Origin of the sequence: Serratia surfactantfaciens, from assembly GCF_001642805.2 — a bacterium.
Lineage (GTDB): Bacteria > Pseudomonadota > Gammaproteobacteria > Enterobacterales > Enterobacteriaceae > Serratia > Serratia surfactantfaciens.
Window position 1 is genome coordinate 4,810,419 of the sequence record NZ_CP016948.1, and the last position, 17,656, is coordinate 4,828,074.

The 17,656-nt window shown below is 60.2% G+C and carries 18 protein-coding genes; 10 read left to right on the forward strand and 8 right to left on the reverse strand.

Features of this window, described 5'->3' with window-relative positions:
- The first annotated feature begins 168 nt into the window (after nucleotides 1–168).
- The 5 genes from ATE40_RS22415 to ATE40_RS22435 all read left to right on the forward strand — a co-directional run bounded on the left by ATE40_RS22415 (nucleotide 169) and on the right by ATE40_RS22435 (nucleotide 5,330).
- A complete protein-coding gene (locus ATE40_RS22415; protein ID WP_019453406.1) occupies nucleotides 169–657 on the forward strand; it encodes an FxsA family protein in 489 nt (162 codons plus the stop codon).
- Between the two features lie 189 nt (nucleotides 658–846).
- A complete protein-coding gene (locus ATE40_RS22420; protein ID WP_004952634.1) occupies nucleotides 847–1,140 on the forward strand; it encodes a co-chaperone GroES in 294 nt (97 codons plus the stop codon).
- Nucleotides 1,141–1,184: 44 nt separating this feature from the next.
- Nucleotides 1,185–2,831 (forward strand): chaperonin GroEL, encoded by a 1,647-nt coding sequence (gene groL, locus ATE40_RS22425; RefSeq protein WP_004929662.1) that lies wholly within the window; start codon nucleotides 1,185–1,187, stop codon nucleotides 2,829–2,831.
- A gap of 225 nt (nucleotides 2,832–3,056) precedes the next feature.
- The gene (locus ATE40_RS22430) at nucleotides 3,057–4,682 is read left to right on the forward strand and encodes a methyl-accepting chemotaxis protein (protein WP_063918006.1); all 1,626 of its coding nucleotides are present in this window, start codon (nucleotides 3,057–3,059) and stop codon (nucleotides 4,680–4,682) included.
- A 303-nt stretch (nucleotides 4,683–4,985) separates the two neighbouring features.
- Nucleotides 4,986–5,330 carry a DUF4156 domain-containing protein gene (locus tag ATE40_RS22435; protein WP_025159576.1) on the forward strand — a complete coding sequence of 115 codons (345 nt, stop codon included), beginning with the start codon at nucleotides 4,986–4,988 and terminating at the stop codon, nucleotides 5,328–5,330.
- Nucleotides 5,331–5,413: 83 nt separating this feature from the next.
- Here the strand turns inward: ATE40_RS22435 and epmB are convergent, their stop codons facing one another.
- Nucleotides 5,414–6,442 (reverse strand): EF-P beta-lysylation protein EpmB, encoded by a 1,029-nt coding sequence (gene epmB / locus ATE40_RS22440; protein WP_025159577.1) that lies wholly within the window; start codon nucleotides 6,440–6,442, stop codon nucleotides 5,414–5,416.
- A gap of 42 nt (nucleotides 6,443–6,484) precedes the next feature.
- On the opposite strand from epmB, the gene efp reads away from it, so the two are divergent.
- The 4 genes from efp (at nucleotide 6,485) to sugE (ending at nucleotide 8,013) form a co-directional block, all read left to right on the forward strand.
- Nucleotides 6,485–7,051 (forward strand): elongation factor P, encoded by a 567-nt coding sequence (gene efp / locus ATE40_RS22445; protein ID WP_019453401.1) that lies wholly within the window; start codon nucleotides 6,485–6,487, stop codon nucleotides 7,049–7,051.
- Nucleotides 7,052–7,121: 70 nt separating this feature from the next.
- Nucleotides 7,122–7,253, forward strand: a complete 132-nt coding sequence (locus ATE40_RS22450; protein ID WP_019453400.1) for an entericidin A/B family lipoprotein — start codon at nucleotides 7,122–7,124, stop codon at nucleotides 7,251–7,253.
- Nucleotides 7,254–7,373: 120 nt separating this feature from the next.
- Nucleotides 7,374–7,505: an entericidin A/B family lipoprotein gene (locus ATE40_RS22455; RefSeq protein ID WP_019453399.1), complete on the forward strand. Its 132-nt coding sequence runs from the start codon at nucleotides 7,374–7,376 to the stop codon at nucleotides 7,503–7,505.
- Between the two features lie 190 nt (nucleotides 7,506–7,695).
- Nucleotides 7,696–8,013, forward strand: coding sequence for a quaternary ammonium compound efflux SMR transporter SugE (gene sugE / locus ATE40_RS22460; protein ID WP_019453398.1), 318 nt, complete (start codon nucleotides 7,696–7,698; stop codon nucleotides 8,011–8,013).
- Here the strand turns inward: sugE and blc are convergent.
- The 5 genes from blc to frdA all read right to left on the reverse strand — a co-directional run bounded on the left by blc (nucleotide 8,007) and on the right by frdA (nucleotide 11,928).
- Entirely contained in the window at nucleotides 8,007–8,540 is a 534-nt protein-coding gene (gene blc / locus ATE40_RS22465; protein WP_025159578.1) for an outer membrane lipoprotein Blc, read from the reverse strand. The two genes, sugE and blc, sit on opposite strands and share 7 nt — an antisense overlap.
- An 84-nt stretch (nucleotides 8,541–8,624) precedes the next feature.
- Nucleotides 8,625–8,984, reverse strand: coding sequence for a fumarate reductase subunit FrdD (gene frdD, locus ATE40_RS22470; RefSeq protein ID WP_004929672.1), 360 nt, complete (start codon nucleotides 8,982–8,984; stop codon nucleotides 8,625–8,627).
- A 12-nt stretch (nucleotides 8,985–8,996) separates the two neighbouring features.
- Entirely contained in the window at nucleotides 8,997–9,389 is a 393-nt protein-coding gene (frdC, locus tag ATE40_RS22475) for a fumarate reductase subunit FrdC (protein ID WP_004929673.1), read from the reverse strand.
- 15 nt (nucleotides 9,390–9,404) lie between these two features.
- Nucleotides 9,405–10,139, reverse strand: coding sequence for a succinate dehydrogenase/fumarate reductase iron-sulfur subunit (locus ATE40_RS22480; protein WP_019453394.1), 735 nt, complete (start codon nucleotides 10,137–10,139; stop codon nucleotides 9,405–9,407).
- Nucleotides 10,132–11,928 (reverse strand): fumarate reductase (quinol) flavoprotein subunit, encoded by a 1,797-nt coding sequence (frdA, locus tag ATE40_RS22485; RefSeq protein WP_025159579.1) that lies wholly within the window; start codon nucleotides 11,926–11,928, stop codon nucleotides 10,132–10,134. The genes ATE40_RS22480 and frdA overlap by 8 nt, the downstream gene beginning before the upstream one ends.
- Before the next feature lie 385 nt (nucleotides 11,929–12,313).
- On the opposite strand from frdA, the gene epmA reads away from it, so the two are divergent.
- Nucleotides 12,314–13,291 (forward strand): elongation factor P--(R)-beta-lysine ligase, encoded by a 978-nt coding sequence (gene epmA, locus ATE40_RS22490; RefSeq protein ID WP_004929681.1) that lies wholly within the window; start codon nucleotides 12,314–12,316, stop codon nucleotides 13,289–13,291.
- Nucleotides 13,292–13,359: 68 nt separating this feature from the next.
- Here the strand turns inward: epmA and mscM are convergent, their stop codons facing one another.
- Together mscM and asd are read right to left on the reverse strand one after the other, a co-directional pair.
- Nucleotides 13,360–16,707, reverse strand: a complete 3,348-nt coding sequence (gene mscM, locus ATE40_RS22495; RefSeq protein WP_019453391.1) for a miniconductance mechanosensitive channel MscM — start codon at nucleotides 16,705–16,707, stop codon at nucleotides 13,360–13,362.
- A gap of 13 nt (nucleotides 16,708–16,720) precedes the next feature.
- Nucleotides 16,721–17,614 carry an archaetidylserine decarboxylase gene (asd, locus tag ATE40_RS22500; protein WP_019453390.1) on the reverse strand — a complete coding sequence of 298 codons (894 nt, stop codon included), beginning with the start codon at nucleotides 17,612–17,614 and terminating at the stop codon, nucleotides 16,721–16,723.
- Between the last annotated feature and the right edge of the window lie 42 nt (nucleotides 17,615–17,656).

Below are 17,656 nucleotides of genomic sequence, written 5' to 3' on the forward strand. Positions count from 1 at the left end.
CCGGTTCTGTGACTTCTTTCACGTTTGTGAACTTTAGCAATAAAAACCGGCTCTCGGTTGAAATGAAAGGGTGATGTCCCCATTGTAGTGGTGTCGGCCGTTTACGGCCTCTTTTTTCGCGCCGTCGCCCCGTGGCGGCCGCGCTTTACCTACCGATAGGAGAACCAGGTGCGCTGGTTACCGCTACTGCTGATATTTCTGCTGGCTTACATAGAAATATCGATCTTTATCAAAGTCGCCGCCGTGCTCGGCGTCGCTGTCACCCTGCTGCTGGTGGTGTTCAGTTCCTGCGTCGGCATTTCGCTGGTGCGCAATCAGGGTATGAAAACCTTCGTGCAGATGCAGCAAAAACTGGCGGCCGGCGAAAGCCCGGCGGCGGAAATGGTGAAAAGCGTTTCGCTGGTGTTGGCAGGCTTCCTGCTGCTGATTCCGGGCTTCTTCACCGACTTCCTCGGCCTGCTGCTGCTGCTGCCGCCGGTGCAAAAATCGTTGACGCTGAAGCTGATGCCGCATCTGTCGGTGTATCGCCCCGGCGGTTGGACGGGCGGCGACGCCGCCAACGGCAACACCTTCGACGGCGAATTCCAGCGCAAGGACGACGAACGCCCGGTGCTGGAACACCGCCCGGACGAGGAGCGCAAGCCTCACGATCGTTAACAAAACGCGGCCCAGGCCGCGTTTTTCATCTCTGTAGCCTCCGTTCGGCCAAAAATGCGAAATTTTTTTCGTTAGCCCCCTTGAAGGGGGCTGGAACGCCCCCATCTCAAATGCCACGAGGCCGGTAATAACAACCATCCGGTGTACAACCCTAAATCTGATAGAGACCTTCTTACAGGAGAGCGTTCAATGAGTATTCGTCCATTGCATGACCGCGTTATCGTCAAGCGCAAAGAAGTTGAATCAAAATCTGCTGGCGGCATCGTCCTGACTGGCTCTGCGGCGGGTAAATCCACTCGCGGTGAAGTGGTTGCAGTGGGTAAAGGGCGTGTGCTGGAAAGCGGCAACATCCAACCGCTGGATGTGAAAGTTGGCGATATCGTGATTTTCAACGACGGCTACGGCGTGAAAGCAGAGAAGATCGACAATGAAGAAGTGTTGATCATGTCCGAAAGCGACATTCTGGCAATTGTTGAAGCGTAATTGCGCTTTATCTTCTGAACTGAACGAGTTGAAGGGAAATACCAATGGCAGCTAAAGACGTAAAATTCGGCAATGACGCTCGCGTGAAAATGCTCCGCGGCGTGAATGTTCTCGCTGATGCAGTAAAAGTGACCCTGGGCCCGAAAGGCCGCAACGTAGTGCTGGATAAATCTTTCGGCGCACCAACCATCACCAAAGATGGCGTTTCCGTTGCGCGTGAAATCGAACTGGAAGACAAGTTCGAGAACATGGGCGCTCAGATGGTGAAAGAAGTGGCCTCCAAAGCGAACGACGCGGCGGGCGACGGCACCACCACTGCAACCGTACTGGCTCAATCCATCATCACCGAAGGTCTGAAAGCGGTTGCTGCAGGCATGAACCCGATGGATCTGAAGCGCGGCATCGACAAAGCGGTTGTCGCTGCGGTTGAAGAACTGAAAAAACTGTCCGTACCTTGCTCCGATTCCAAAGCTATCGCTCAGGTAGGCACCATCTCCGCCAACTCCGACGAAACCGTGGGTAAACTGATCGCGGAAGCGATGGAGAAAGTGGGCAAAGAAGGCGTTATCACCGTTGAAGAAGGCACCGGCCTGCAAGACGAGCTGGACGTGGTTGAAGGTATGCAGTTCGACCGCGGTTACCTGTCCCCATACTTCATCAACAAGCCGGAAACCGGTTCTGTTGAGCTGGAAAGCCCGTTCATCCTGCTGGCTGACAAGAAGATCTCCAACATCCGCGAAATGCTGCCGGTGCTGGAAGCCGTTGCCAAAGCAGGCAAACCGCTGCTGATCATCGCTGAAGACGTTGAAGGCGAAGCGCTGGCGACCCTGGTGGTCAACACCATGCGCGGCATCGTGAAAGTCGCCGCCGTTAAGGCGCCTGGCTTCGGCGACCGTCGTAAAGCCATGCTGCAGGACATCGCTACCCTGACTGCCGGTACCGTTATCTCTGAAGAGATCGGTCTGGAGCTGGAAAAAGCCACCCTGGAAGATCTGGGCCAGGCGAAGCGCGTTGTCATCAACAAAGACACCACCATCATCATCGATGGCGTGGGCGACGAAGCGACCATCCAGGGCCGCGTTGCTCAGATCCGTCAGCAGATCGAAGAAGCGACCTCTGACTACGATCGTGAAAAACTGCAGGAGCGCGTAGCGAAACTGGCCGGCGGCGTTGCCGTTATCAAGGTTGGCGCAGCCACTGAAGTTGAAATGAAAGAGAAGAAAGCCCGCGTTGAAGACGCCCTGCACGCGACCCGCGCCGCAGTGGAAGAAGGCGTGGTTGCAGGCGGCGGCGTAGCGCTGATCCGCGTTGCAGGCAAAATCGCCGCGCTGAAAGGCGACAACGAAGACCAGAACGTGGGTATCAAAGTTGCGCTGCGCGCAATGGAAGCCCCTCTGCGTCAGATCGTGGTCAACGCCGGTGAAGAAGCTTCCGTTATCGCCAACCAGGTGAAAGCGGGCGAAGGCAGCTACGGCTACAACGCTTACTCTGAAGAATACGGCGACATGATCGCGATGGGCATCCTGGATCCAACCAAAGTCACCCGTTCTGCTCTGCAGTACGCGGCGTCCGTGGCTGGCCTGATGATCACCACCGAATGCATGGTCACCGACCTGCCGAAGGCTGACGCACCGGATCTGGGCGCAGCAGGCGGTATGGGCGGCATGGGCGGCATGGGCGGCATGATGTAATCATCCCCCACACGCTTGTGTGCTGAGAACCCCGGTCAAGTGACCGGGGTTTTTTTTATCTTAAAAATCAATAAAAAGAATGTTTGTTTAGCGTGTTATTAGTTAACTGAATGAATTATTGCATTATTTTGTTTTTACCCTAAACCGTTGTCGTTTCGTACCGATATAGCCCCTACCGGGCGGGGAATTTTCCCCCGCCGGGGTGACTGTCAACGGAGACGACTTATGCTGAAAAATATGAAAATAGCCACCTGGCTGATGTTAATGCTGTTGCTGCTGGGCTTGATGCCCATGGGAACCGGCGCCATCGCCTTCTATTTCATGCAGCAAAACGGCAACAGCATCGGCAGGATGAGCACTTTCTCCGACGAGGAAGCGGCGCTGAACCGCAGTTGGCGTGCTTTGCTGCAAACGCAGACGCTGATCGACAACATGGCGTTCGAGCGTATGGCGCAGACCAGCAGAGCCGATATTCAGCAGGGCATTGATGAGGCGCGCGGCGAGCTGCGCGGCGCCGATGTCGCTTTCAACCTGTTCTGGGATACGCCGGGTTTGACGGTATCGCGCCCGGAGCTGGGCGAGGCGATGAAAAAGGTTTACCTGGCGCAGCAGGCGGTGCTGAAGCAAGAGTTGACGCTGCTGGCCGACACGCCTCAGGTGGCATTGATCGAGCGGCTGCACGCCATGGCGGCCGAGAAGCGTCAGGTGCGCCAACGGTTGGACAGCCAGTTTGCCGACTATATGCGGGCGACGGTCGCCGCCCACCGTCTGGCGGTGGAGGCGGCGGAACAGACTCAGAAAGTGTTCGCTCGCCTGCTGAGCGGTACCCTGGCGGCGATCCTGCTGCTGCTGGTCGCCGTACAGCGCGACTTCCGTCGGCGCCTGATCCTGCCGCTGCGCCAAATTGCTGAACACTTGCAAAAGGTTGGGCGCGGCGATCTGCGCAGCAAGATCGTGGCGCGCAGCAACGATGAGATTGGCATGTTGTTCGCCAGCCTGCAGGCGATGCAGCAGGAGCTGAGCGCCACCGTGCAGCAGGTGCGTGACGGCGTGGAGTCGATCAACCACGGCACGCATGAGATCGCCGTCGGCAACGCCGATCTCTCCAGCCGCACCGAAGAGCAGGCCAGCGCGCTGACGGAAACCGCCGCCAGCATGGAACAGATCACCGCCATGGTGCGGCAAAACGCCGATAACGCCAACCAGGCCGCCGGAATGGTCAGCCAGACCGTCGATATTGCCCGCAACGGCGAAACGATGATGGCCAGCGCGGTCGACAAAATGCGGGCGATCAACGACAGCGCGCGTCAGGTGGGGGACATCACCAGCGTGATCGATGGCATCGCCTTCCAGACCAATATCCTGGCGTTGAACGCCGCCGTGGAGGCCGCGCGCGCCGGTGAGCAGGGGCGGGGTTTTGCGGTGGTGGCCGGCGAGGTGCGCAATCTGGCGCAGCGCTGCGCGACTTCGGCCAAGGAGATCAGTGGCCTGGTCGACGGCGTGACCGGCGATATCGCCGCCGGAGTGCGGCTGGTTGAACAGGCGGGTGAAACGATGAATGCCATCGCCGGCTCGGTGAATCAGGTGATGTCGCTGATGGATAACATCTCGTACGCGTCGCAAGAGCAAAGCAAGGGCGTTGAGCAGGTCGGGGTGGCGGTGACCCAGATGGATCAGGTGACCCAGCAGAACGCCGCGCTGGTGGAGGAGGTGGCGACCACCGCCGTCGGCGTGGAGGAGCAGGCGGCGCTGTTGGCGCAGGCGGTGGCGGTATTCCAACTGGCGGAGGAGGGACCGCGTCAGGGCGAAGTGGAGGCTCAGGCATCGGCGGCCGCTGCCGGTTGGGCATAACGCCGCCGCACTGTATTTGATGATATTTTTGCCGCCCGGGGCGATTTAGCTGGTAGACTGGTTAGTTATCAGCTGTCGCTCAAGACGTTGGCCCGCTAGCGTGGCAACGGATGCTTAAGAGATGGCATCGCTTTCTGATATACCCTATGAGTTTCAAGTTGTAGCTAGGCGGCCAGCTCGTGAGTCCCCAGGCGCTTACTTGAGTAAGTAACTGGGGGGAGCGAGTGCAGTCAACAACGCTACAGCTTGAAAGGCGACGGGGATAAGATTTTGCGTAATTCTCAACATCGAATGGGGAACAAGATGCGGATTAAAGCCTTACTGGGTCTTTCGGCAGCGATGCTGCTGGCGGGTTGCAGCACCACTCATGAACTGACCGCTGCGGGTCAGCAGATCAAGTTCACCGACAGCAAGCCGGCGGCGGAATGCCAGCTGCTGGGTGAAGTGACCGGCACCCAGAGCAACTGGCTGTCCGGCAACGGCGGTGAAGGCAGCTCCATGCGCGGTGCGGCCAACGATCTGCGCAACAAGGCTGCGGAGATGGGCGGCAACGTCATTTACGGCGCCAACAGCCCAAGCCAGAATCTGCTCTCCAGCTTCGCGCCGTTGGACAGCAAAATGGTCGGCCAGGTTTACAAGTGCCCGTAAGGCGCTGAGGCCAATCGCCGCAGAGAGATAAAAAAAGAGGAATGCCACGGCATTCCTCTTTTCGTTGGGGTGTCTGACGCGCCTCACTCCTGCATCAGACGCAGGTCGATCGGCGTTTTGCTTGGTTCGCCGCCCACCTCACGCGTCAGGCGCGGCACCAGATAACCGGACACCTTGCTCAGCAGCGCCTGCATGATGGCGCGCGCTTCATCGTCGCTGACCATGAAGTGCGCCGCGCCCTGCACTTTGTCCAGCACGTGGATGTAATAGGGCAGGATGCCGGCGTCGAACAGCGCGTTGCTGAGCGCCGCCAGCGTATCGGCGTCATCGTTGACATCGCGCAGCAGCACGCTTTGATTGAGCAGCGTGACACCGGCGAGGCGCAGCTGGGCCATGGCGCTCTGCAGCTCGCGGTCAATTTCGTTGGCGTGGTTGATGTGCGTGACCATCAGCACCTGCAGGCGCGAGGCCGACAGCAGGCGGCACAGCGCCGGCGTAATGCGCGCCGGGATCACCACCGGCAAACGGGTGTGAATGCGCAGACGTTTCAGGTGCGGGATGGTCTCCAGCTCGCCGACCAGCCACTCCAGCTCGCTGTCTTTGGCCATCAGCGGATCGCCGCCGGAAAAAATGATCTCGTCCAGTTCCGGGTGTTGGCGGATATAATCCAGCGCCTGCCGCCAGTTGTTCTTATTGCCCTGGTTGTCCTGATAGGGGAAGTGGCGGCGGAAGCAGTAACGGCAGTTGACCGCACAGCCGCCCTTGACCAGCAGCAACGCGCGATTGCGGTATTTGTGCAGCAGGCCCGGCACCACGCTGCGCTGCTCATCCAGCGGATCGGTGGTGAACCCTGGGGCGTTGATGAACTCCTCTCTGGCGGTCAGCACCTGGCGCAGCAGCGGGTCGTTGGCGTCCCCGGGGCGCATGCGCGCAGCGAAGGCGCGCGGCACGCGCAGGGCAAACAGCCGACGGGCATCGCGCCCCTGCGGCAGTTCCGGGTGCGTATTCAGTGACAAAAGCTGCAGTAATTCATCAGGATCGGTAATAACATCGGCGAGTTGATGCAACCAATCTTCTCTATGCGCCGTACTTTGGGTTATAATGTGTGCCATTTTTTTGGCTAAGCTACCAGTTCAAATATTCAGAGGGCCATCATGGCGACTTATTCTAGCAACGATTTCCGTCCGGGTCTTAAAATCATGTTCGAGGGCGAACCTTACGCCGTCGAAGCCAGTGAGTTCGTTAAGCCGGGCAAAGGCCAGGCGTTCGCGCGCGTGAAAATGCGCCGTCTGCTGACCGGCACCCGCGTGGAAAAAACCTTCAAGTCTACCGATTCTTGCGAAGGCGCGGACGTGATGGACACCAACATGAACTACCTGTACAGCGACGGTGAGTTCTACCACTTCATGCACCCTGAGTCTTTCGAACAGCATCAGGTTGACGGCAAAACCGTCGGCGACGCGGCCAAATGGCTGCAGGATAACGCAGAGTGCATCATCACCCTGTGGGATGGCCGTCCAATCGCCGTTCAGCCGCCGAACTTCATCGAAGCGGAAATCACCGAGACCGATCCTGGCCTGAAAGGCGATACCGCAGGGACTGGCGGCAAGCCGGCTACCCTGAGCACCGGCGCCGTGGTTAAAGTGCCGTTGTTCGTCCAGATCGGCGAAGTGATCAAAGTTGACACTCGCTCTGGCGAATACGTCTCTCGCGTTAAGTAAGTTTCAAAACAGAGGAACCCCAGCGGTTCCTCTGCTTTATCCCTTCCCCGTTCGTTGGCAGAAAATCCGCATGTTCAAGAAAACGCTGTTGGCCGTGCTCTCCCTGTTGTTCCTTTTCTCCCTTAGCGGTTGCAATACGTTTCGCGGTTTCGGCGAAGACGTTCAGCATCTCGGCGGCGCCATCTCCCGCACGGCCAGCTGAACCCGCCTTTAAATCGATGTATTTGCGCTACAAAGCCGGTTGCGATCCCACGCCTTCCGTCAATTTTGACTACGCTTAGAAAGCCGTACTTTTTCATCAACGACAAATAAGGACTTTCTTATGCTGAAGAAAAGTATTATCGCGATCTTCTCTTTGATGATTTTGGCCTCTCTGACCGCCTGCAATACCACCCGCGGCGTGGGTGAAGACATTCAGGCCGGCGGCAAGGCCATTCAGCGCAGCGCGGAATAATCCGTTCTCATCCGGCGGCGCTTCGCCAGCGGAGGCCGCCGCACTACTTGTCCTTGCCTATCTGTTTGCGCTGTTGCTATGCTGCCGCGGTGCGGGCGAGGTTGCCCGCCGTTCATCACCTGGCTGAACGGGACGACCCGTTTACGCGTCATTTCATCGGGGACGACCCCAGTGGTAGGGAGGCCGTCTCATGGCCTGGATTATTCTGCTTGTCGCCGGTTTGCTCGAAGTGGTTTGGGCTATCGGTCTGAAATATACCCACGGTTTTACCCGATTGACGCCGAGCATCATCACCATCGCCGCGATGGTGGTCAGCATGTTGCTGTTGGCCAACGCCATGAAAACGCTGCCCGCCGGCACCGCTTATGCGGTGTGGACCGGCATCGGCGCGGTGGGCGCGGCGATCATGGGCATGGTGCTGTTGGGCGAGTCGACCAATATCGCGCGCATCATCAGTCTGTGCCTGATTGTGGTCGGCATCCTCGGTCTGAAGTTCAGCAGTCACTGATCGGCGGACTGTTGCACCCAGATCAGCGCATCGGTGGCGAAACCGTAGCCCTTGGCCGTCTGTAATAAGCTGTCGCGTGCGTTGGCGTCAAGCGTCGGGGTGCGCGACAGGATCCACAGATAGTCGCGGTTAGGGCCGCAAACCAGCGCGTAGCGGTAGTCCGGGTCCAGGGCAATCACGTTATAGCCGCCGTAGAAGGGGCCGAAGAACGACACTTTCAGCGCCGCGACCTGCGGTGAACCGATAAAGTAGGCTTTGCCTTCGCTTTCTTGCCATTGCTGTTTCTGCGGATTGAAGCCGCGATTGATGACTTTCAGCCCGCCGTCGGCGCGTGGGCTGTAGTGGGCGGTCACCTGCTGCAAACCGCGTTCAAAACGATGATCCAGACGCGCGATTTCGTACCAGGTGCCGAGATAGCGCTGGCTGTCGAAATTGTTCACGACCTTGATGTCTTTGGGCGGGGAGACGCTGCAAGCGACGGAGAGCAGGGCGGAAAGCATGACGCTAAGCTTTGACCATAAACGCATCGGTGGCTCCTGTTTACCGGGGGCGAGTAGACAGTGTAGCCGATGAGAAAAGGGCGGCCAACGGGCGTTGGCCGCCTGAGCGGTTTACAGCGTGACGACGCCGATGACGGTGACTACGCTGAGGATCGCCGCCAGACCGTAGAACACCCACTTGCCGGCCGGCACGTGGATCTTCAGATCGTGCATCGCATGGTGGATGCGGTGCAGGCCGCACCACAGCGGCAGAATGATCATCAGCAGCAGGAACAGGCGGCCGATTAGGCTCTGGCAGAACGCCAGCACGCGCTCGTAACCCAGCGCCTCACCGGGGAACAGCCCCAGCGGCAGCAGAATGCCGACCAGCAGCACGATGGCCGGCGCGACGATCGCGCCCCACATGCCGCCGGCGCCGAACAATCCCCAGAAAACCGGCTCGTCGGAGCGTTTAGGTGCTTGATTTATCATGTTTCCTCCGGATTAGATCAGGGCCACGGCCAGAATGACCACGCTGACGACGATGGTGACGGCCCACAGCCCTTTCACGATGGGGCCCGGCCCCATTTTCTCGCTGTTGACCACGATATTGGCGGCCTTCGGCGCCAGATCGAACCAGGTTTTGGTATGCAGCGCCGCCGCCAGCAGGGCGACGACGTTGATCAACAGCACCAGCGGATTCTGCAAGAAACCGACGAAGCCGGCCCAGCTCTCGGCGCCGCCCTTCAGCGCAAATACGCCGTAGAGCAGCACGATGCTGAACCACACCGCAAGCACCGAGGTGCCTTCGCGCAGCATATAGAAACGGTAGAAGCCGAGCTTTTGCCACCAGGTGGGCGTCATGGTGCGCACATAGGGCTTACGTTGAGTTGTCATGGCAATTTTTCTCCCTTATTGCGGCTTCAACATGGCGATCATGAAGTCTTTGGCGCTCTCCACCTTGCCCTGCTGGATGGCGGCGGCGGGATCGACGTGTTTCGGGCAGACTTCAGAGCAATAGCCGACGAAGGTGCAGCTCCAGACGCCGTTTTGGCCGTTGAGCTGCGGCATGCGCTGTTTCTTGCCGTGGTCGCGGTTGTCCAGGTTATAGCGGTGTGCCAGCGTGATCGCCGCCGGGCCGATAAACTCGGGGTTGAGGCCGAACTGCGGGCACGCGGCGTAGCACAGGCCGCAGTTGATACAGCCGGAGAACTGGTGGTACTTGGCCATCTGCGCCGGGGTCTGCACGTTCGGGCCATCTTCCGGTTTGCGATCGTTACCGATGATGTACGGCTTGATTGCCTCCAGGCTTTCGATGAAGTGGGTCATGTCTACCACCAGATCGCGCTCGATCGGGAAGTTGCCCAACGCTTCGACCTTCATGCCGCCGACATAGTCGCGCAGGAAGGTTTTGCACGCCAGCTTCGGCACGCGGTTGACCATCATGCCGCAGGAGCCGCAGATCGCCATGCGGCACGACCAGCGGTAGGAGAGATCCGGCGCCAGGTTATCCTTGATGTAGCCCAGCGCGTCGAGCAGCGAGGTTTGTTCATCGTAAGGCACGGCGTAAGTGACGAAATGCGGCTCGGCGTCGGTTTCCGGGTTATAGCGCATGACGTCGATCTTCAGGGTTTGCATCTCAGCCATTTGCCTGCTCCTTATTCTTTTTCTCCTGCGCTTCGGCTTCTGCGCCGTAGACGCGTTTGGCCGGCGGCAGCTTGGTGATTTTCACGTCGCTGTATTCGAGACGCGGCGCGCCCTGCGGGTTATGGAACGCCAGCGTATGTTTGAGGAAGTTGACGTCGTCGCGCTCGGTGCAGCCTTCGTCCAGGCGCTGGTGGGCGCCGCGCGACTCTTTGCGGTTAAGCGCGGAGTGCGCCATGCACTCGGCGACGTCCAGGCCGTAACCCAGCTCGATGGTGTACAGCAGATCGGTGTTGAACACGCTGGAGTTGTCGGTGATTTTGACGCGCTTGAAGCGCTCTTTCAGCTCGGCCAGCTTATCGATGGTTTTTTGCATCAGCTCCGGCGTGCGGTAGATACCGCAGCCTTCTTCCATCGACAGCCCCATTTCGTCGCGGATCTTCGCCCAGTTCTCGTTGCCTTCCTGTTTCATCAGGTTGCTCAGGCGGGTTTCGACGTCGCGGGTTTGCGCATCCAGCGCGGCGCCGTTGGCCGGTGCGGTTTCCAGCGCGCGGCGCGCCGCGTGTTCACCGGCGACGCGGCCGAACACCACCAGTTCCGCCAGCGAGTTGGAGCCGAGACGGTTGGCGCCGTGGAGGCCGACGGAGGAGCATTCGCCGACTGCGAACAGCCCCTTGATGCGGGTTTCGCAGTTTTGATCGGTTTCAATGCCGCCCATGGTGTAGTGCGCGGTAGGGCGCACCGGAATCGGATCTTTCACCGGATCGACGCCGACATAGGCTTTGGCCAGTTCGCAGATGAACGGCAGCCGCTCCAGCAGCTTTTTCTCGCCCAGGTGGCGCAGATCGAGGTAGACCACGTCGCCGCGCGGGGTGGCGATGGTGCGGCCGGCGCGCCATTCGTGCCAGAAGGCCTGGGACACCTTGTCGCGCGGGCCCAGCTCCATGTATTTGTTCTTCGGCTCGCCCAGCGGGGTTTCCGGGCCCATGCCGTAGTCTTGCAGGTAACGGTAGCCGTCCTTGTTCACCAGGATGCCGCCTTCGCCGCGGCAGCCCTCGGTCATCAGGATGCCGGAACCGGGCAGGCCGGTCGGGTGATACTGCACGAACTCCATGTCGCGCAGCGGTACGCCGTGGTGGAACGCCATGCCCATGCCGTCGCCGGTGACGATGCCGCCGTTGGTGTTGTAGCGATAGACGCGCCCGGCGCCGCCGGTGGCCATCACCACCGCGTTGGCGCGGATCTGCACGCGGGTGCCTTCCATCATGTTAAGCGCCACCAGGCCGCGCGCCTGGCCGTCATCCACCAGGATATCCAGCACGAAGTGCTCGTCGAAGCGTTGGATTTGCGGGTATTTCAGCGAAGTCTGGAACAGAGTGTGCAGCATGTGGAAGCCGGTCTTGTCGGCGGCGAACCAGGTGCGTTCGATCTTCATGCCGCCGAAGCGCCGCACGTTGACCGAACCGTCCGGTTTGCGGCTCCACGGGCAACCCCACTGTTCGAGCTGGGTCATCTCGCGCGGGCACTGATGCACGAAGTGATCGACCACGTCCTGCTCGCACAGCCAGTCGCCGCCGGCAACGGTGTCGTGGAAGTGGTAGTCGAAGGTATCGTGATCCTGAGTGACGGCGGCGGAGCCCCCCTCGGCGGCGACCGTGTGGCTGCGCATCGGGTAGACCTTAGAGATCAGCGCGATTTTCAGTTGGGGATTGGCTTCCGCTGCGGCTATTGCTGCACGTAAACCAGCGCCCCCGGCCCCAATAATGGCAAGATCGGCGTTAAAGGTTTGCACTGCATTCCTCCAATGTTCTTATTAAGAACGGCAAGTTAAATATCTATGCTTAAAATTTAGCGAACTCTTCGGGTGCTAACTAATTGAACCGATTAATGTTGCTTAAAGGTTAAGGATAGATATCTCCCACCAATAATGGGGAATTAACTATACCTAAAGTTAAGTAGTCGAAATTTGATGTGATCGATTGTTTTGTCGATTAACGCTCGACCAACAGGCTTGCCTGCCTTTTCGCGTGTTCGGCGTGCTTTACCCTTTTTAGCGCGCTTTTGCCGCCTATTTATCGGAAATTGGCGTTATCGCCGGTTGCGCATCGTGAAGAATTTGTTTGGCTGCAAGGATGCGAGTAGACTGCATCCCCTGTTTGATTTCGGAGTTAATTACCATGAGCGAAACGGCAAGCTGGCAGCCTAGTGCACCCATCGCCAATTTGTTGAAACGCGCAGCGATTCTGGCTGAGATCCGGCGTTTCTTCGCCGATCGTGGCGTGCTGGAAGTTGAGACGCCCACCATGAGCCAGGCAACGGTCACCGACGTTCACCTGTTCCCGTTCGAGACGCGTTTCGTCGGGCCGGGGGCGGCAGAGGGCCTGACGCTATACATGATGACCAGCCCGGAATATCACATGAAGCGCCTGCTGGCGGCGGGCAGCGGCCCGATCTACCAAATGGGGCGCAGCTTCCGCAATGAAGAAGCCGGGCGGCATCACAACCCGGAATTCACCATGCTGGAGTGGTACCGTCCGCACTACGACATGTACCGCCTGATGAATGAGGTGGACGATCTGCTGCAACAGGTGCTGGACTGCGAGAGCGCGGAGACCCTGTCTTATCAGCAGGCGTTCCTGCGTCATCTGGACATCGATCCGCTGTCGGCGGAGAAGGCGCAGCTGCGTGAAGCGGCGGCCAAACTCGATCTGAGCAACATCGCCGATACCGAAGAAGACCGCGATACGCTGCTGCAGCTGCTGTTCACCGTGGGCGTGGAGCCACATATCGGTCGTGAAAAGCCGGCGTTCGTTTACCACTTCCCGGCCAGCCAGGCGGCGTTGGCGGAGATCAGCACCGAGGACCACCGCGTGGCGGAGCGTTTCGAGGTGTACTTCAAGGGCATTGAGCTGGCGAACGGTTTCCGCGAGCTGACCGACGGCCGTGAACAACAGCAACGCTTCGAGCAGGACAATCGCAAACGCGCGGAGCGCGGCCTGCCGCAGCAGCCGATCGACTACAACCTGTTGGCGGCGTTGCAGCACGGCATGCCGGAATGTTCCGGCGTGGCGCTGGGCGTGGATCGTCTGGTGATGCTGGCGTTGGGCGCCGAGAGCCTGAGCGACGTGTTGGCCTTCCCGGTCGGGATCGCCTGACGTTTCAGGCGGAGAGAAAAGCAAAAAGGGTCGGCAAATGCCGGCCCTTTTTTTATCGCGAGAGTCCCTTACAGCCCTCCGGCGTCGCGCTTGGTATTCGGCGCCGGCGTGGACGGCGGCGTACGGCCGTTGTTGGTCAGCCGCGACAGCGTCTCGGTACGCACCTGGAACGGTGGGTACGGCAGCGTGATGCCGTGCTCACGGTAGCCAGCCAGGATCAGCTGGTGGATCTCGTGGCGCAGCGGCATGCGGTGGCCCATCTCGGCGGCGTAAATACGCATCTCGAAGATCTGGATGCCTTGCTGCAGGTCGACCAGGTAGACCTCCGGCGCCGGGTTATCCAGCACCAGCGAGCAGCGCTCGGCGGCGTTCATCAGGATCTTGGTCACCTCTTCACTGTTGGCTTCGCCCGGCGCCGGTACGGTCAGCACCACACGAGTCAGGTTATCCGACAGCGACCAGTTGACGAACTGCTCGGTGATGAAGGCTTTGTTCGGCACGATGATCTCTTTGCGGTCCCAGTCCGAGATGGTGGTGGCGCGGGTGTTGATCTTGGTGACGGTGCCGGTCAGGTTGCGGATCGTCACGGTATCGCCGATGCGGATCGGCTTCTCGAACAGGATGATCAGGCCGGAGATGAAGTTGGAGAAGATCTCCTGCATGCCGAAGCCCAACCCCAGACTGAGCGCGGTGACCACCCATTGCAGTTTCGACCATTCGATGCCGATCCAGGCGAAGCTGAGCACTGCGCCAAACAGCAGCAGCAGGTACTTGGTGATGGTGGTGATGGCGTAGCCGGTGCCTGGCGACAGATCGAGGTGCTGCAGCACCGCCAGCTCCAGCAGCGCCGGCAGGTTGCGCACCAGCTGCATGGTGATGATCAACACCAGAATGGCGATCAGAACCGCGCCGAGGGTGATCGGATGGGCGGTTTCCACGCCGTTCACCGTCGAGGTGACGTCCCACAGCGAGATGTTTTCCAGGAAGGCGAACGCGGAGTGGATCTCCGACCACAGCACGATCACCGACACCAGCGCGATCAGCGTCAGGATCGAACGCACCAGCCGCAGCGACTGGGCGCTGATGGTGTCCAGATCGAAGTCTGAATCGTCCGGATCGATGGATCCTTCGGTACTGTTCGGGGTATGCGAAGTTTCGTCTTCGCCGCGGGCGCGCTGGGCCAGAATGTCGGCGCGGCGCTGTTTGGCGCGATCGAACGCGATGCGCCGCCGCTGGATCAACATCCAACGGCGAATGATGTGGTAGATGACCAGCAGCAGGAACCAAATCGCCACCGAGGTTTCCAGGCGCGCCAACAGCGCCTGCGCGGTGGTGAGGTAACCGACGGTCGACGCCAGCGCCGCCAGCAGCGGCGCCGACAGCAGCAGCCCCCAAAAGGCGCTGTTGAGCATGTTGTCGCCGGAGCCGTTTTTATCCAGATACAGCGGGATGCCGGCGCGTTTCAGGCTGTGGGTGACCAGCGCCAGCGCCAGACACAGCAGGATGAAGCACAGCCGCCCCAGCGTATTGGCGAACTCGCGCTCTTTCAGGCTATCGAAGGTGATCAGCGCCATGATCAGCGGCACGATCAGCCAGATCGACATTTTGTAGTAGCGCATGGCGCGCGAGACCTGCTTCGCCGGCCAGCGGAAGTGCACGATGAACAGCCCCTGCGGGTGGGCGAAGGCGGCGCAGATCATACAGATCCACAGGATCGGCAATGTGGCGGTCACCCCTTTGCCGATCGCTTCCGCCACCGGGTAGTTCCAGGCGCTTTGCAGGCCGTAGCCGAGTGCGGCCCACAGTACCGGCAGCGGCATCGCCACCAGAATCGACCAGAACACGGTGCGCACCGTCAGGAAGAATTCATCCTGCGTCACCTTGCCGACGCGGCTGCTGGCGCGCTCGAGGAAGGCGTGATAGTGCTTGCGCGAACTGATGCTGAAAATCACCAGCAGCAGGGCGCCGAAGATCGGGATCAGCGTTTCGCGGCTGGTCACCATCATCATGAAGGCGCCGCCGAGCTGCGACAGCGTATCCAGCGACAGGACGCGCGTCAGATCGTGCGCCACGTTGAGCGGGTAAGAGAAGTTGATCGGATTGACGTCCGGCACCCAGAACAGGTAGCGGTGGGTGGCGTCGCGAATTTCGTTCAACGCTTCGATCAGCTGGGTGTTGGCCACCTTCAGCTTGGTCAGCTCGAGAATTTGGGTGTCGCAACCGGACAACAGCGAGTTCAGCAGCTCGCGCTGGGTGCGCAGCTGGGCATCGACGATGCGCTGCTCCTGGTTGGTCAGTGCGCTGCCGTCGTCGCGTTTGAACTCGCGCTGCGACAGTTTTTCCAGCTGGCTTTCAAACTGCAGGCGCTGCACGCGCAGCTGGGCCATGTCGCCGTCCAGCTGTTGCGGTTTGGGCATTTCCGGCAATGTCGCCACCTGGGCGCGCAGGGTTTCCCCCAGCGCCGACGACGAACCGAGCCACTGGGCCTGTTCGATGATGGTGCTCAGCGCCTGGCGCACCTGCAGTGTCTGCGCCGCCGCCTGCCGCTGCTGCGATGAAATCAGATCCATGCGCTGCGCCTGGTTGTTCAGCGCGGCGGACAGTTCGCGGTTGATCTGCAGCTGTTGGCTGATGCTCTTCGGCAGATCGCCGTTCTGCTCGGCCAACTGCTCGGTTTTTTCCAGCGCCAGTTCCGCTTCGCGTTGGCGCTGGGCGTTGAGGTTGTTGCGCAGCGCCTGCAGCTGAACGTCTATTTTCTCGTGGCGCTTTTTATAGACTTCGGCGCGCATGCGCGCCAGCTCCTGGCGATTGTTGGCCGACAGCTGCGCCAGCTCCAGTTCGTCTACTTTGGCCTTGCGCGCCGCGGCTTCGGTCTGCAGCAGGGCCAGGGCGGCCTGCGCGTACGGCGTGGTCGGGTTGGCGGGCTGCGCCTGCAAACGGCGCTGCACTTCGGTCAGCGCGCGGCGGGCGTCGGTCTGCTGCTGCGGCAACTGGCCGAGCGAGTCGCTGATTTCCCGGGTGCGATCCTGCTCTTGCTGCAGCAGGCGTGCCTGTTCCAGTAGCAGGCTGCTGGTTTGCAGGATCTGCTGCTCCAGATCGGCCGCCGGGAGATCGTCGCCGTTCGGCAGGATCTTGTTGCTTTCCAGCACCAGCTGCCGGCGCAACTCCTGCGTCATCTTCGGGAAATCGTCGATCACCCTCTGATACTGCTCGGAGCGAGTCTGCGACTCTTTACGCTCCGTCAGCCAGTTGAGAGCGCTTTGCAGCGCTTCGGTGGTCTCCGCCTGATTCGGCGCGTTTTTGCTGCTTTCCGCCTGCTTCAGCTCCTGTTTGAGCTGGTTCTCGGTCGGCACGGGGGCGGCCAGCGCCGGTTGCCACAGCAGGCAACCGAGCAAAAGCGTGATGATCAGGCGCACGGCGTCGATTCCTTTAGAGCGGGGTCTGTGGTGTTTCAGCGGCGGCCGGAATTTCGGCGAAGGCCTCACCCATGCGGGTGACGGTGCCGTTATGCAGCTGCGGCGCGAACTGTACGCTGCCTGCGGTAAACAGGTTGATCACCGTGGAGCCGAGCTTGAAACGGCCCATCTCGGCGCCTTTTTCCAGCGCGATGGCACCTTCTTCACCGGCGGCCGGGTAGGTCCAGCGCTTGATGATGCCTTCGCGCGGCGGCGTGACGGTGCCGGCCCAGACGGTTTCGATGCTGCCGACGATGGTGGCGCCGACCAGGATTTGCACCATCGGCCCGATGTCGGTGTCGAACACGCAGATCACGCGCTCGTTGCGCGCGAACAGGTTAGGCACGTTGGCGGCGGTGAGCGGGTTGACCGAGAACAGATCGCCCGGCACATAGATCATCTCGCGCAGCACGCCGGCGCACGGCATGTGTACGCGGTGGTAATCGCGCGGTGCCAGATAGGTGGTGGCGAACAGGCCGTTGCGGAACGGCTCGGCCAGCAGATAGTTGCCGGCCAGCAGCGCTTCCAGACTGTAATGGTGGCCTTTAGCCTGGAAGATTTGATCGTCGCGGATCGGACCGAGCTGGCTGATGGCGCCGTCGGCGGGCAGCGCCAGCCAGTTGGCGTCGGCGATGATAGGGCGCGCGCCGTCGCGCAGCGGGCGCACGAAGAAGTCGTTGAAAGTGGCGTAAGACGCCAGGTCCGGATTTTGCGCTTCCTGCATCTCCACGCGGTAGTAGCGGGCGAAGGTCTTGACCACCAGTTGGGTCAGCCAGCCAGCCTGTTTGTCCGCGCCCCAGCCCGCCAGGCGGGTCAGCGCCAGCTTAGGCAGCCAATATTGCAATTTAATCTTGATGCTATCCAGCACGTTAACCTCGTGAATCAGGGTAAAGGGCGCGCATTGTAACGA

Coding starts and splice junctions, on each gene's coding strand:
- sugE (WP_019453398.1), top strand. CDS start 7,696: ATGGCCTGGATTATTCTGCTTGTCGCCGGTTTGCTCGAAGTGGTTTGG.
- frdD (WP_004929672.1), bottom strand. CDS start 8,984: ATGATAAATCAAGCACCTAAACGCTCCGACGAGCCGGTTTTCTGGGGA.
- ATE40_RS22435 (WP_025159576.1), top strand. CDS start 4,986: ATGCGGATTAAAGCCTTACTGGGTCTTTCGGCAGCGATGCTGCTGGCG.
- ATE40_RS22430 (WP_063918006.1), top strand. CDS start 3,057: ATGCTGAAAAATATGAAAATAGCCACCTGGCTGATGTTAATGCTGTTG.
- frdC (WP_004929673.1), bottom strand. CDS start 9,389: ATGACAACTCAACGTAAGCCCTATGTGCGCACCATGACGCCCACCTGG.
- efp (WP_019453401.1), top strand. CDS start 6,485: ATGGCGACTTATTCTAGCAACGATTTCCGTCCGGGTCTTAAAATCATG.
- ATE40_RS22450 (WP_019453400.1), top strand. CDS start 7,122: ATGTTCAAGAAAACGCTGTTGGCCGTGCTCTCCCTGTTGTTCCTTTTC.
- epmA (WP_004929681.1), top strand. CDS start 12,314: ATGAGCGAAACGGCAAGCTGGCAGCCTAGTGCACCCATCGCCAATTTG.
- ATE40_RS22420 (WP_004952634.1), top strand. CDS start 847: ATGAGTATTCGTCCATTGCATGACCGCGTTATCGTCAAGCGCAAAGAA.
- ATE40_RS22455 (WP_019453399.1), top strand. CDS start 7,374: ATGCTGAAGAAAAGTATTATCGCGATCTTCTCTTTGATGATTTTGGCC.
- epmB (WP_025159577.1), bottom strand. CDS start 6,442: ATGGCACACATTATAACCCAAAGTACGGCGCATAGAGAAGATTGGTTG.
- groL (WP_004929662.1), top strand. CDS start 1,185: ATGGCAGCTAAAGACGTAAAATTCGGCAATGACGCTCGCGTGAAAATG.
- blc (WP_025159578.1), bottom strand. CDS start 8,540: ATGCGTTTATGGTCAAAGCTTAGCGTCATGCTTTCCGCCCTGCTCTCC.
- ATE40_RS22480 (WP_019453394.1), bottom strand. CDS start 10,139: ATGGCTGAGATGCAAACCCTGAAGATCGACGTCATGCGCTATAACCCG.